Annotated in this window: 14 protein-coding genes; 5 read left to right on the top strand and 9 right to left on the bottom strand. The window is 56.7% G+C overall.

From position 1 onward, the window contains the following. The first annotated feature begins 120 nt into the window (after nt 1-120). Nucleotides 121-2,175, top strand: a complete 2,055-nt coding sequence (gene helD, locus GVO84_RS07615) for a DNA helicase IV (RefSeq protein WP_159513791.1) — start codon at nt 121-123, stop codon at nt 2,173-2,175. A 58-nt stretch (nt 2,176-2,233) separates the two neighbouring features. Here helD and mgsA read toward each other — a convergent pair whose 3' ends face one another. Both mgsA and csgI read right to left on the bottom strand, forming a co-directional pair. After that, nucleotides 2,234-2,692: a methylglyoxal synthase gene (mgsA, locus tag GVO84_RS07620; RefSeq protein ID WP_023311034.1), complete on the bottom strand. Its 459-nt coding sequence runs from the start codon at nt 2,690-2,692 to the stop codon at nt 2,234-2,236. A gap of 80 nt (nt 2,693-2,772) precedes the next feature. Further along, nucleotides 2,773-3,435: a curli synthesis inhibitor gene (gene csgI, locus GVO84_RS07625; RefSeq protein WP_121425765.1), complete on the bottom strand. Its 663-nt coding sequence runs from the start codon at nt 3,433-3,435 to the stop codon at nt 2,773-2,775. Between the two features lie 173 nt (nt 3,436-3,608). Between csgI and GVO84_RS07630 the strand changes: the two genes are divergently transcribed. Next, nucleotides 3,609-4,022: a CoA-binding protein gene (locus tag GVO84_RS07630; RefSeq protein WP_028012609.1), complete on the top strand. Its 414-nt coding sequence runs from the start codon at nt 3,609-3,611 to the stop codon at nt 4,020-4,022. Nucleotides 4,023-4,059: 37 nt separating this feature from the next. On the opposite strand, the gene hspQ is transcribed toward GVO84_RS07630, so the two are convergent. Then, nucleotides 4,060-4,377, bottom strand: a complete 318-nt coding sequence (gene hspQ / locus GVO84_RS07635) for a heat shock protein HspQ (RefSeq protein ID WP_008499919.1) — start codon at nt 4,375-4,377, stop codon at nt 4,060-4,062. 60 nt (nt 4,378-4,437) lie between these two features. Further along, a complete protein-coding gene (rlmI, locus tag GVO84_RS07640) occupies nt 4,438-5,628 on the bottom strand; it encodes a 23S rRNA (cytosine(1962)-C(5))-methyltransferase RlmI (protein ID WP_061715623.1) in 1,191 nt (396 codons plus the stop codon). 173 nt (nt 5,629-5,801) lie between these two features. Here rlmI and GVO84_RS07645 point away from each other — a divergent pair, with 173 nt between their 5' ends. From GVO84_RS07645 to yccX, 3 genes are read left to right on the top strand one after another with little or no spacing between them, the layout of a single operon-like run. After that, nucleotides 5,802-6,359 (top strand): kinase inhibitor, encoded by a 558-nt coding sequence (locus GVO84_RS07645; protein WP_159513792.1) that lies wholly within the window; start codon nt 5,802-5,804, stop codon nt 6,357-6,359. A 10-nt stretch (nt 6,360-6,369) separates the two neighbouring features. Further along, nucleotides 6,370-7,158 (top strand): AraC family transcriptional regulator, encoded by a 789-nt coding sequence (locus GVO84_RS07650; RefSeq protein ID WP_121425767.1) that lies wholly within the window; start codon nt 6,370-6,372, stop codon nt 7,156-7,158. An 11-nt stretch (nt 7,159-7,169) separates the two neighbouring features. Further along, nucleotides 7,170-7,451 (top strand): acylphosphatase, encoded by a 282-nt coding sequence (gene yccX / locus GVO84_RS07655; RefSeq protein ID WP_029739909.1) that lies wholly within the window; start codon nt 7,170-7,172, stop codon nt 7,449-7,451. Here yccX and tusE read toward each other — a convergent pair. The 5 genes from tusE to GVO84_RS07680 all read right to left on the bottom strand — a co-directional run bounded on the left by tusE (nt 7,448) and on the right by GVO84_RS07680 (nt 12,861). Then, nucleotides 7,448-7,777 (bottom strand): sulfurtransferase TusE, encoded by a 330-nt coding sequence (gene tusE, locus GVO84_RS07660; RefSeq protein ID WP_008499913.1) that lies wholly within the window; start codon nt 7,775-7,777, stop codon nt 7,448-7,450. The two genes, yccX and tusE, sit on opposite strands and share 4 nt — an antisense overlap. A gap of 69 nt (nt 7,778-7,846) precedes the next feature. Continuing rightward, the gene (locus tag GVO84_RS07665) at nt 7,847-8,398 is read right to left on the bottom strand and encodes a LuxR C-terminal-related transcriptional regulator (protein WP_064672238.1); all 552 of its coding nucleotides are present in this window, start codon (nt 8,396-8,398) and stop codon (nt 7,847-7,849) included. A 10-nt stretch (nt 8,399-8,408) separates the two neighbouring features. Beyond that, a complete protein-coding gene (locus tag GVO84_RS07670; protein WP_159513793.1) occupies nt 8,409-9,566 on the bottom strand; it encodes a CfaE/CblD family pilus tip adhesin in 1,158 nt (385 codons plus the stop codon). Nucleotide 9,567: 1 nt separating this feature from the next. Then, nucleotides 9,568-12,282: a TcfC E-set like domain-containing protein gene (locus tag GVO84_RS07675; protein ID WP_159513794.1), complete on the bottom strand. Its 2,715-nt coding sequence runs from the start codon at nt 12,280-12,282 to the stop codon at nt 9,568-9,570. 72 nt (nt 12,283-12,354) lie between these two features. Continuing rightward, a complete protein-coding gene (locus tag GVO84_RS07680) occupies nt 12,355-12,861 on the bottom strand; it encodes a CS1 type fimbrial major subunit (RefSeq protein ID WP_047648150.1) in 507 nt (168 codons plus the stop codon). Nucleotides 12,862-12,906: the final 45 nt, after the last annotated feature.

A 12,906-nucleotide genomic window follows, 5' to 3' on the forward strand; every position in this document is an offset into this window, starting at 1 on the left:
CCCTCACTTCCTTTCGATAAAATTAACGCCCAATGATTGTAACGTTTTTTTAGGCTGGAGCACCTTAAAACTGGCAGTTAAACTGTCAGGTAAATTATCTCTTCGTGGATTTGGCGGAACATGGAACTGAAAGCAACGTCGTTAGGCAAACGCCTGGCGCAACACCCTTACGACAGGGTTGTTCTCCTTAATGCCGGGGTGAAAGTCTCCGGGGAACGCCACGAATACCTTATTCCGTTTAACCAGCTTCTGGCTATCCACTGCAAACGCGGGCTGGTGTGGGGCGAGCTGGAGTTCGTTCTGCCTGACGATAAAGTCGTGCGTCTTCACGGCACCGAGTGGGCGGAAACCCAGCGTTTCCATCATCACCTGAACGCGCTCTGGCAGCAGTGGAGCCAGGATATGAGCGTGATTGCCGCCCAGGTGCTCCAGCAGGTGCTGGACGATATCGCGCAAAGCAACGCGCAACACGCGTGGCTGACCCGTCAGCAGACCGCCGGGCTGCAGGAAAAGATCCGACAGGCACTCTCGGCGCTGCCGCTCTCCGTGACGCGTCTCGACGAGTTTGACAACTGTCGGGACGCCTGGCGCCAGTGTCAGGCCTGGCTGAATGATAAGGATAAAAGCCGTCTTGCCCATAACCAGGCGTGGACGGACGCCATGCTCACCCAATACGCCGACTTTTTCAGTACGGTAGAATCTTCACCGCTCAACCCGGCCCAGGCGCGCGCGGTAGTTAACGGCGAGCAGTCGCTGCTGGTGCTGGCGGGGGCCGGTAGCGGTAAAACGTCGGTGCTGGTGGCGCGTGCCGGCTGGCTGCTGACGACCGGGGAAGCGGTCGCCGATCAAATTCTGCTTCTGGCCTTTGGCCGCAAGGCTGCCCAGGAGATGGACGAACGTATCCAGGAGCGTCTGCACACCCGGGACATCACGGCCAGAACCTTCCATGCCCTTGCGCTGCATATTATTCAGCAGGGCAGTAAAAAAGTGCCTGCTATCAGTAAGCTGGAAAACGACGCGCAGGCGCGTCAGGCGCTGTTCATCAAAACGTGGCGCCAGCAGTGCAGTGAGAAAAAAGCGCAGGCGAAAGGATGGCGTCAGTGGCTGGAGGAGGAGCTCAACTGGGAGGTGCCAGAGGGCAGCTTCTGGCAGGACGATAAGCTGGCGCGTCGGCTGGGTTCGCGACTTGACCGCTGGGTCAGCCTGATGCGAATGCACGGTGGATCGCAGGCAGAGATGATTGAAAGCGCGCCGGAGGCGATCCGCGATCTGTTTTCGAAGCGGGTCAAGCTGATGGCTCCAATGCTGAAAGCCTGGAAAACCGCGCTGAAAGAGGAAAACGCCGTTGATTTCTCCGGTTTGATCCATCAGGCCATCATCATTCTTGAGAAGGGACGTTTTGTCAGCCCGTGGAAACATATTCTGGTGGATGAGTTCCAGGACATCTCGCCGCAGCGTGCTGCCCTGCTCTCGGCGCTACGGGAGCAAAATAAACATACGTCGCTGTTTGCGGTGGGGGATGACTGGCAGGCCATCTATCGCTTCAGCGGGGCGCAACTCTCCCTGACGACCGCGTTCCACCACTATTTTGGCGAAGGAGACCGCAGCGATCTGGACACCACCTACCGCTTCAATTCACGCATTGGTGAGATCGCCAACCGCTTTATCCAGCAGAACCCGCATCAGCTGGCAAAGCCACTCAACAGCCTGCGCCCAGGAGATAAAAAAGCGGTCACCCTGCTGGCGGATGACCAGCTGGAACCGCTGCTGGACAAGCTCAGCGGCTATGCAAAGCCCGATGAACGTATTCTGGTGCTGGCGCGCTACCATCACCTTAAACCCGCGGCGCTGGAAAAAGCCGCCACCCGCTGGCCGAAACTGCAGCTTGAATTTATGACCATTCATGCCAGCAAAGGGCAGCAGGCCGATTATGTGATTGTGGTGGGGCTGAAAGAGGGTAGCGACGGTTTCCCGGCCCCGGCCCGCGAGTCGGTAATGGAAGAGGCCTTACTGCCGGTGCCGGAAGACTTCCCGGATGCCGAAGAGCGGCGTTTGCTGTATGTGGCCATCACCCGCGCTCGGCATCGCGTGTGGCTGTTGTTCAATAAAGAGGAGCCATCCGTGTTTGTCGATATCCTGAAGAGTATTGATGTGCCGGTGGCGCGTAAACCATAACGATGTCAGGCAAGATTTCGTAGGCCGGGCAAGGCGTAGCCGCCACCCGGCAGAAAAGCTACTTCAGTCTGTCGGAAAGATAACGCTGATAGTCCGGAATAAGGATATCAACCGGCGAGTTAAACTGCGGTGATTCGATGATGAAATCCGCCGTGGAGAGGTTCGTCGCCACCGGAATATTCCATACCGTCGCCAGGCGCAGCAGCGCTTTAACATCCGGATCGTGCGGAACCGCGTTCAGCGGATCCCAGAAGAAAATCAGGACATCAATTTTCCCTTCGGAAATCTGCGCGCCGACCTGCTGATCGCCGCCCATCGGGCCGCTCAGCATGGCATTCACCTGCAGACCCGTTTCGCGCTGGATCAGGTTACCGGTTGTGCCGGTCGCCGACAGGGCGTGCTTCTCCAGCGAAGACTGATGGCGGCGAACCCAGTTAAGCAGCATTTGTTTACAGTGATCGTGCGCCACCAGAGCAATGTGTTTGCGTTCAGGCAGCGTGCGTGTTGTCAGTTCCATAATCATATCCATCAGGTTAACTGACTACACGATGACGGGAACCGTCTGACGCTGCAAGAGAAAGGCGTAAAAAATGTGGCTTATGATGAAGGTTGTTGTTTTGCCCACTGTAAAAACCGGGCCCGCGTGTCGGGATCGGCCTGCTGGAACCAGAATTTAAGGCGCTGTTCCGTCAGGGTCTGGGACTGGGGAGGAATAACGTCCAGTTCCGAGACGCCGGATAGCAGCGTACTGTCGTCCGCCATCATGGTGGCAAACTGCGGAAGCGAGGCGCGTTTACCCGCTTTGTTATAGGTCTGGGTCGCGGCCTCGTAATCCGGACCTTTCGGTGAGGCCGTCAGCGCCAGAATATCCAGCTTCACCGGAATCGGCATCGCATCCCCGTCCAGCAGTTCAATGCGGGGTGACGCGTCGAAGGCCGCGGATTCCTTCTCCGTTTCAAGGCGAGGGAGGGTGATGTTCACCTGACTGATTTGCCGGGTATTAAAGCTGACGATCAGCGGCGGGGAGATATACATTCTTTGCTCGTGATTAGCCAGACCGATCGATTTTTCTACCCGGAAGACCAGCTGATGCGGTCCGTTATCTAACTCGATGCTGTCTGCACCCCGCAGTAACGAACTGGAGACCTTTTTCCCGTCCAGGACCAGAAGGTCAATGTCGGTAGAAAGCCGGAGCGTGGTAGCAAAAACGCAAACCGGCATCACTAACGCAATCAGAGCAGTGGCAATACCGGTTTTCATAGAAGGCTCCCGTCAGAAATCCTGTCGCCGTATTAATGTATCTGGATTTTTCGAGAATCACGTTTACTAACATATAGACATATTTCGCCGTTTTGCCCTCATGCATCTGTATGGGATGGATGGTTGAGATGTGCGGTTTGGCGTACACTTTTAAAAAAGCCAGGAGAAAAACCATGAAAGAGAACGATATTGCCGAGATTCTGACATCCACGCGTACCATTGCGCTGGTGGGCGCGAGCGATAAACCCGATCGTCCAAGCTATCGGGTGATGAAATACCTTCTCGATCAGGGTTATCACGTCATCCCGGTGTCGCCAAAAGTGGCGGGGAAAACATTGCTGGGTCAGCAGGGTTACGCCACGCTCGCTGACGTGCCGGAAAAAATTGATATGGTCGATGTCTTCCGTAATTCCGAGGCGGCGTGGGAAGTGGCGCAGGACGCTATCGCCGTCGGCGCGAAAACGCTGTGGATGCAGCTGGGCGTGATTAACGAGCAGGCCGCCGTGCTGGCGCGGGACGCGGGGTTGAAGGTCGTCATGGACCGCTGTCCGGCGATTGACATCCCCCGTCTGGGGCTGGCGAAGTAATAAAAAAAAGCCCGTTCATCGGGCTTTTTTTACACGCTTAGTTCCGCAGGCGCGGAGCCTGTAACTGTTTGCGGATAGTCTGAGCAAGCTCATCCATTGTGGGTTGCTCCGGATGCTCTTCCTGCAGCTCGCTACTCAGCTGCGCTTCGGCAAGATAGGTGTGGACGGGCTGTCCATCGTCACCTTCCATCACCACATGGTACCAGGGCGCGGCGCGAAGCTCTGCGTTCACCGCCAGCTCGTCTGCTGACGGTTCATCAAGGGAATACTCCGGGTCGATATCCACGACCACACCCAAATACCCTAGCAAAGTGTGGCGGACCTGCTGGCCGATACCGAATTTGCTGGCAATCATAGTCACCTCCCGGGAAACACTACTTACACGTTATGTGCGGGCAATATTTCTCTTTTCAAGTTACATGACGCGACAGGCAAACCCTTTCAGATACAGTCCTTCCGGGTAGGTAGCAATCACGGGGTGATCGGCTGCCTGACGGAACTGCTCTATAAATTGTACATCACGGCCAGCATCTATTGCGGCATCGGCGATGATTTTCTGAAATAAATCTGTGGTCATCAGGCCGGAGCAGGAGAAGGTGAGCAGAACCCCGCCCGGGTTCAGCAGCTGGATAGCCAGCATGTTGATATCTTTATACCCGCGGCAAGCGCCCATCAGCTGGCTTTTGTTTTCCACAAACTTTGGTGGATCCATCACGATGACGTCGAACTTCTCGCCCTGGTCGCGATACTTACGCAGCAGCTTGAAGACGTCATCGCGTACAAACTCCGCTTTGCTCAAGTCCAGCTTGTTGAGCTCGACGTTCTGTTTTGCCACGTCCAGCGCTTCCTGCGAGGTGTCCACGCTCACCACCTGGGCACAGCCGCCCATCAGCGCCGAAACGGCAAAACCGCCGGTATAGGAGAAGCAGTTCAGCACGCGTTTGTCGGCAACGTACTGACGCGTAGCCAGACGGCTGTCGCGCTGGTCGAGGTAGTAACCGGTTTTGTGCCCGCCCTGAATATCCACCAGCAGCTTCATGCCGTGCTCTTCAATCGGCAGCAGGGCAGGTGGCAGTTCGCCCGTTACGGGCCCCTGAGTCAGCTCCATACCTTCTTTTTTGCGCACAGCAACGTCGCTGCGGTCATAGATGGCGCACTGCGGGAACAGCGTTTGCAGCGCGCTAATCAGCGCGGCGCGCTGGTATTCCGCTCCGGCGCTCAGGAGCTGCAGCACCAGGAAGTTACCGAAGCGATCGATGGTCACGCCCGGCAGGCCGTCGGACTCACCGGCAATCAGACGGTAGCTGTCCAGCCCGTCGCGTTTTGCCAGCCAGTCGCGCCACTGCTGCGCCTGCTGCAGGCGGCGGACGAAGAAGTCGATGTCGATGGTTTCATCTTTATCAAACGTCCAGACGCGAGCCCGGATCTGGGACGCTGGCGAGTAGGCGCCTCGCGCTAACCATTTCCCCTGATGGTCAACGATATCAATGGTTTCACCGAGGCTGGCTTTGCCTTCCATACGGGCAACCGCGCCGGAAAAGACCCAGGGATGACGGCGCAGTAATGATTTCTCGCGCCCTTTGGCTAACACTAAACGTACACTCATAATTTGCTGTTCTGTCGATTTCAGGAAATGGCGCGTAGAGTAGCACATTCAGCAAGTCGCAATCATCTGCGGATGCCGTTGAGCGTTTCGGCACAAAATCAAATCGCTTAGGCACATTACGACATTGCAGCAGGCTTTACAGTGGGGCTTCCGGTACAGCAGAGGGAGCACCCATGAAAAAGCGCAGTGTAATCGCAATAGCCGCTCTGGCGGCGATGAGTTTTCAGGTTTTAGCGGCAACGCCTTTCGGCATCACCAGCCAGGATATTTCCGGCGAACGCCGGTTAGCGCAACAGCAGATATTTGAGGGATTTGGCTGCCACGGTGGGAATATCTCTCCCCAGCTGGCATGGAAAAATCCGCCCGCCGGTACAAAAAGTTTTGCCGTTACGGTATATGACCCGGATGCCCCCACCGGCAGCGGCTGGTGGCACTGGACCGTAGCCAATATTCCGGCGACTACACTGACCCTGCCCGCCGATGCCGGTAACCCGAACGGCGAAAAATTACCCGCGGGGGTTGTGCAGGGGCGTAATGATTTCGGCTATTCTGGATTTAGCGGCGCATGTCCACCCGCCGGGGACAAGCCCCACCGCTATCAGATTACCGTCTGGGCCCTGGACGTGGATAAACTGCCCCTCGACAACAATGCCAGCGGCGCGCTGGTCGGTTTTATGCTGAATAGTCACGCTCTGGCAAAGGCTCAGTTAACGGCAACCTACAGCAGATAAGGATGACAGGGTGCAGGAGTTCCATTTTCGACATAAACATCTTACAGCGGGTGAAGTGACTGCCAGCAAAATGCATCGCCTGCACCAGGTTAAACTCTTTTTTCCGGCTATTTGTCATATCACCCACGGCAGTAAGGTGATTGTTCAGGATGATAACCGCCTGGAGGCGACACGGGATGAGCTCATCATTATCCCTGCCAATACGGCGATGGAGATTATCAATCAGCCTGTAAACGGGCTGTTTCACTCGGATTTGCTGATGTTGTCTCCGGAGATCGTCGCCGAGTTTAAAGCGCATTACCTGAAATCCTGGCCTCGCACGACGCTGCATTCGCTCTGCGCCCCGCTGAGCGAGGGGCTGGCGTTTATGTGGGACAACCTGCTGCACGCCGTGCGTCAGGATTTACCGGAGGCGCTACAAAAGCATCAGGCTTTCGGTCTTTTGCTGGCCTTGCTGCATGATGGCGTGGCAGGTCCGCTGCTTATTGAGCGAAACAGTAACCTGACCGAGCAGGTGCGGCAGTTCATTATGCTGTCGCCCGCCAGAGCCTGGACCGCGCAGGACGTCGCCAGCCGTCTGGCCTTAAGCGTGCCGACGCTGCGAAGACGCTTACGTGACGAGTCACAGAGTTTTCGCCAGATCGTGGAGGAGGTGAGGATGGCCGTTGCTTTGTCACAGCTCCAGTCAACCCGATTACCAATTGGCGAAATCGCATTACAATGTGGGTATCTTTCCAGCTCTCGTTTCACCGCCCGTTTCCGGCAGCACTATGGCTGTTTGCCGAAAACGCTACGTTAAGGAGAAGAAAAATGTCAAAAGTCTGCACCATTGCCTGGGTTCACGGCGTTGTTCAGGGCGTCGGGTTCCGCTACAGCACCCAGCGCGAAGCGGTTGAGCTTGGGCTAACGGGATACGCGCGAAATATGGACGACGGCAGCGTTGAGGTGGTCGCCTGCGGCGAAGCGGAGCAGGTCGACAAGCTGGTGGCGTGGCTGAAAGCGGGTGGGCCGCGCAGCGCCCGGGTTGATAAGGTGTTAACGGAACCGCATCAACCCGGGCGCGAATACGTAAACTTCGGGATTCGGTATTAAATACACTTCACCGGCTTAGGCAGGCCAGCAATTTTGGTGGCTTGTTTTGCCGGGCCTTTCGGGAACAGACGGTACAGATAGCGGCTGTTGCCTTTCTCTTCGCCGAACTTATTGGCCATCGCCTTGACCAGCATGCGGATCGCCGGAGAGGTGTTGAATTCAAGATAGAACTCGCGCACAAAACGCACCACTTCCCAGTGTTCGGGAGAGAGGGTAATCCCTTCGTTTTCCGCAATTTTCTCCGCCAGCGGTTCGCTCCAGAGCGTTGTATCTTTCAGATAGCCTTCGCTATCGGTCTCAATTTCCTGGCCTGCAAAAATGAACATAATCTTCTGTCGTATGTGAAAAAATCGGCGACAGTGTAGCAAAAAAGCGGCCGCAGGATAAGCCGTGACCTACAGGAGCAGCTGCAGCAGATTGTTGGCGTTGAGCTTCTTTAGCGCGTTGCATTTATGGGTTGAAACCTGCTTCTCAGACATACGCGTCACGATGGCAATGTGGCGTACCGGCAACCCCGTAAGCATCAGATCGAGCACGTTGAATTCAAGGCCGGTAAGACAGCAGTCCAGGCTTCGAACGCGGCGGGGCTCTTTGGCCAGCAGATACGCCGCATCGGCAACGGCGATCCTGTCGTCGATGATATAAAGGGTTAAAGTACTGAAACGCTTGCGTAAATGCGTCGCCAGCGCCCACCCTTTTTCATTGCAGACCAGATAAAGGCTGCCTTGCCACCGGGCGGCTTCCAGTCTGAGTAAAATGTTAATCAGCGCCTGATGCGTACCCGCCACGGAAAAACGACAGCGTACGACAACCACGCGGCGGGTAAGCAGGGTTGGCTGCCATTTTACTGTATCGCTGATGACCTCTGGCTGGACGCCCCGACGCAGCAGCGCATAGCGCAACCCTTCGGCGTAAAATCGATTGTTGTCGAGAATGGCGTAACTCACGGTGACCTCGTTATAACGTGCTGGGCGTATAGATAACGCGCAGCGTGCCGGTATAGTCGCCCGCGTTTTTGCTGCTGGCGGCAAACGCAGGAGTTTTCAGGATTATAGGGGCAGGGATGCACAGTACGCTCTCGCGTCCGCCGGGCAGCACGACCTGACGCAGATACTGCGGATCGTTCGTGCCTTGCCAGACCAGGGTTTTACCGTTCGCGACGGCTTCGGTTGCGCCTGTGATTGGGTTGGTGACGGAGACCCGATAATCGAGACGATCCCGCGCATCGGTCTGGCTACCGCCACGTCGCCTGATAGAAAACGCGCCTTCGGCACGATCAACTGAGGGGAGTCCGTCATCCTCAAAGCGAAGATAGGCGCGGGTGCTGGTACTGTTTTTGCCGTCGTAAAGGCACATATCCAGCGAGTTTTCCCCCTGAATCTCGCTGCCCCCGGGCCGTCCCGGAAAGTTGGTCAGGTTGAGGTTAACGATGGGCGTTGAGTGCGGAAAGGCCGGCAGATAGATCTGCTGATTACCCGGATCGACCACTTCAATGCGAATATTTGCCTGCCAGGTGGCGATGGTGAGATAGCCAGGGCATCCGACGTTTACGTCATTGAAGTTCCCACCGCAGTCGGCGCTCCCCCATTGACGCAGGTTCTGCTTCAGCGTGGCGGTCCAGATCCCCGGCAGGGCGAGCTTATCCAGTTCGCTTTTCACAATATAGAAATCGAAGTAGGGCTCTCTGTTCCAGGCGCTAAGATCGCCCGTTCCACCCGTGACAAAGCTGGCAAAGGTGAACACTTTATTGTTGATAAACATATAGTGATCGCCATACACCTTGATATCCACCGTCTTGCTGGTAAGGGCATGCGTGAAACGTACATTGATGGCATAGGGCGCGGCCGGGTTAGCTGAGAACCAGACCGGAGAGTTCATGCAGGCCCCGTACGTGGAATCAGTCCGGGACTGACAGGTCAGGGTATTGCGCCCCCACTTTTGCGGGTCGGCGGCGTCATAGCCGCCCGATTCATGAAGCCAGATATCGAAACGCGCGGGCGGTGCCGTGCGATCGAAGCTGATCCCAACGCTGGTGTTGCGTCCCGCAGGGGCGCCCGCCAGAGTCTGGCCTGTCCACAGGCTTAAAAACAGTAAAATAAAGAGGCACTTAATCACATCATTTCCCATTAGTGAGGTTGTCGGCGTTCATGGCGGTCGGGCTGACTGGGGTCGTTCGTCCGGCGAGCATCAGCTGTGCCTGCTGCTGGACGGCATCCGGCAGGGCGGAGAAGGTTAACTCCCGGCAAGGAATGGAACCGACGTAGCGCACCACGTCGCGCATACTCTTCACGCGCAGCGCGCACTGATAAAACTGCTGCTGGCGTACCAGGTAGAGGTTATGCAGCAGGGCGTCGCTTTGGGCGCTAAACCCGCCGTTGCCAAGATCGCTCCAGCCGTTCACGTTCAGCGGCACGCCGCCGATAAACGGGGAATGACGCTCGTCGGTTAACTGGCCGAGCCAGGTGTAGCTTGCGGTGGTTTGCACATCCCGACGCAGCAGTTTGCCCGGCACCATAAACAGCGTTCTGCTGCCTGAACCTTGCGTAATCTCACTGCTGGCTCCTCGCGAGACGTCCAGCGATTCGTTAATCGTCAACGTTGACTGCTGATAGCCCGGCACGGCGAAGAGGGCGCGGCTATTGCCCGGAATGTCTGCACTACCGCCGTTATCCAGCGACACGGCGACGCTCGGACCCAGAGTCTCTTCCGGGGTGGCAACGTTAACCGCGACGGCGGAAGCAGGACGTCCGTCGCTCCAGCGGCCCAGCCACAGGCCAGAGCGCGACAGCGCAAGAGTCGAGCTGTAGTTGCCGCTGCTGCTTAGCGTATGGCGACGATCCTGACGATCCCAGGCGTCGCTGACGGTCAGGCTGCCGTTGCCATATCGTCCGCCCTGGCGCGTATAGGCTGAAGTATTGAGCGAATCGCTGTTAATGCCCGACGCGCTCAGACCGTACTCATTTTCGCCGCGTGCATCGGCGTACCAGTTATGCGCCACGTTGTAGCTCAGCTGATTTTTTTCACGCTGCTGGTGCTGCCATGTTGCGCCCAGAGAGGTATAGCTCGACGCATCCCCCTGACGGTTATGCGCCATGGACAGGCTCACGCTCAGGTAGCCGCCTTTGTCCCTGCCTTCGCGGGAGTCATCGTTACGCATGAACAGGTTAATGCTGCTGTTAATGTTCAGGCCTCGGGTGCTAAAGGTATTGCTCAGGCCTCCCTGCCAGGCCCGCGTGCGCGAGCGGGTCATATAGACCGATTCCCACGGCAAACCCGCATCGTGGCGATCGTCGCTGTCCGGGAGCTCACGGCGTGAAACGTACCGTCCTTCATTGCGGTTATCCGAATACCCCAGGCTCGCATACCATGTGCCGACAGGGACGGATAACATCACCGAGAGGGTGCGATAGCAGCCGTTCACGGCGTCAAACCCCGCGCTTCGGGTATTGCAGTTTTCCGCTGATAGCGCGTTACGATAGAGGCTCAGTGAAAAGCCGTCGTTGTAGCTGATTTGCTGAATATTGCCGCGTTGACCTTCGCTGCCGTAAAGGTAGCTAAACCGGGTACTCAGCACGCCGTCGATCGGGCCCGCGTTGAAGCCCCGGCTCCAGTCGATCGCATTTTCCAGGAAACGCTGGTTTTTCTTTATCGTTGCACCGCTGGTCAGCGCCAGCGTCGGGGTGACGGGCAGGCGTACGCCCGCCTGCGCAACCGCGCTACGTTCTTCGTTTTGATCGCTATTATCGGTTTCACCCGCCTGCAGGAACCACTCGACGCGGTCGAATGGCGTTATGCCGGTTCGGGTAAACGGCACCTGCTCGGTGCGCGTCAGCCGGTTATTTTCATAGATGGAGAGCGTCACGGTGTAGCTCCCGTCCGGGAACGATCGCGTGTCCAGGGTTTGTGCACCGGCATTCAGATAAAAGCTCGCCAGCAGCTGATTGCCACGGCGGGCGTCGATACGCGCGTCATGGGAAAGCAGCACGGTGACAGGGGTTCCCTTCGACTGCTGAAACGGATTCTTCCACGCTCTTGTTGAACCCGTGCGCAGACCACGAATTTTGCCCAGCGGCAGCTGACTGAGGTTGATATTTCCGCCGGCATTACTGAACAGATCGCGGGTATCCATCTCGCCTAGCTGGACATAGTACTGACGCAAGATATCCTGGCGGAACCAGGCGTTGTTGACGGTTATCTCCTGCTGCTGACGCCGTGAACGCTGTCCCAGCCAGGTCCAGTCGAGATTAACATAGCCGTCCTGCGCGAGCGCCAGCGCGCCGTTGCCCTGTACGGTAGCCGACTGATAATCCCTGTCGGCAACAAAATTAATGTTCTGCTGATGGATCAGCGCATTTTCAGTGTCCTGCGTGGGCTGATACCACTGATTTTCCGCGGTGGCTTTAGGCAGATATTTCTTGTCCAAAAACAGGCTAATGCGGGCGTTATTCTCGTCATAGATAATGGCCGCGCGGTCGGTATCAATGTAATCGCAGCCGGCTGCGGAGCCGTTGCTGCTGCAGGCCAGGTTGCCGTTACGGGCAAGCGGAACGGCCAGCGCGGCAGACACGGTGGCAACGAGTGCAGGGGCGTCATTGAACCGTCGTTTGATGGCCGCAACCACGGTTTCAGGTGCGACGAAACTGACCGTTTCAAGCGTGATATCCGTTTCAAAAAGACCAAGTGATTCTCCGTAGAGGTTCACCTCCGTCCACAGACGCTGCGTTTTCGCCAGATCTTCAAAACCCGCCGGGACGGCCATCCCGGCGCAGGCGAGTTGGATGGATGCGGGTAACAAAGCAACAAAGAGGAGAGTATTTCTGTGAAACGCCATGAACGAGCCTCGACATCATCCTGACGTCAGAGGGTGGGCACCCTCTGACGTTATTCCTTAGGTGCTGTGGTGTTACGCACCGCCTTCCGTGGTAGTCGCCTGCGTCAGCATCAGGCTGACAACGCCGCTGTACTGACCGGTTTTCAGAATGCCTTTGGTGGTCTGAGAAATGGTCAGTGGCAGAACCGCTGAACCGTTTTCGATGCTCCCCGGGAACAGTTCGGTACCGGTATATTCAACATCGGCGGTGGAGAGGGTTTTATCGCCCAGCATCACCGTCATTGGGATGGTCTCCGCACCGTCAGCATTTGCCAGCTTCGCGGCGCTCACCAGACGGACCTTCACGTTGCTGGTGGCGGAGTTAGACCATACCTTGGTATTCAGGCGGTAGCTTTCCAGGCCACGGCCAGGCAGGTACTGCATATCGATGCTTGCTGGCAACGGCGTGTTATCGGCCTGGGTCATATCCAGCTGTGAATCAACGCTGGCGTTGACGGTAATATCTTTTTGAATTGCCAGCGCGCTAACGGACGTGGTCATCGCGGCAACAATCATCAGAGGTTTAAAGTACTTACGCATTGATATCTCCATATTTACAAATGAGCACCCTGGCTCTTTAAACAA

It is taken from the genome of Enterobacter sp. SM3 (genome assembly GCF_009811935.2).
Classification (GTDB): Bacteria; Pseudomonadota; Gammaproteobacteria; order Enterobacterales; family Enterobacteriaceae; genus Enterobacter; species Enterobacter asburiae_D.

Coding starts and splice junctions, on each gene's coding strand:
- GVO84_RS07680 (WP_047648150.1), bottom strand. CDS start 12,861: ATGCGTAAGTACTTTAAACCTCTGATGATTGTTGCCGCGATGACCACG.
- hspQ (WP_008499919.1), bottom strand. CDS start 4,377: ATGATTGCCAGCAAATTCGGTATCGGCCAGCAGGTCCGCCACACTTTG.
- tusE (WP_008499913.1), bottom strand. CDS start 7,777: ATGTTCATTTTTGCAGGCCAGGAAATTGAGACCGATAGCGAAGGCTAT.
- mgsA (WP_023311034.1), bottom strand. CDS start 2,692: ATGGAACTGACAACACGCACGCTGCCTGAACGCAAACACATTGCTCTG.
- GVO84_RS07630 (WP_028012609.1), top strand. CDS start 3,609: ATGAAAGAGAACGATATTGCCGAGATTCTGACATCCACGCGTACCATT.
- GVO84_RS07675 (WP_159513794.1), bottom strand. CDS start 12,282: ATGGCGTTTCACAGAAATACTCTCCTCTTTGTTGCTTTGTTACCCGCA.
- GVO84_RS07645 (WP_159513792.1), top strand. CDS start 5,802: ATGAAAAAGCGCAGTGTAATCGCAATAGCCGCTCTGGCGGCGATGAGT.
- yccX (WP_029739909.1), top strand. CDS start 7,170: ATGTCAAAAGTCTGCACCATTGCCTGGGTTCACGGCGTTGTTCAGGGC.
- csgI (WP_121425765.1), bottom strand. CDS start 3,435: ATGAAAACCGGTATTGCCACTGCTCTGATTGCGTTAGTGATGCCGGTT.
- helD (WP_159513791.1), top strand. CDS start 121: ATGGAACTGAAAGCAACGTCGTTAGGCAAACGCCTGGCGCAACACCCT.
- rlmI (WP_061715623.1), bottom strand. CDS start 5,628: ATGAGTGTACGTTTAGTGTTAGCCAAAGGGCGCGAGAAATCATTACTG.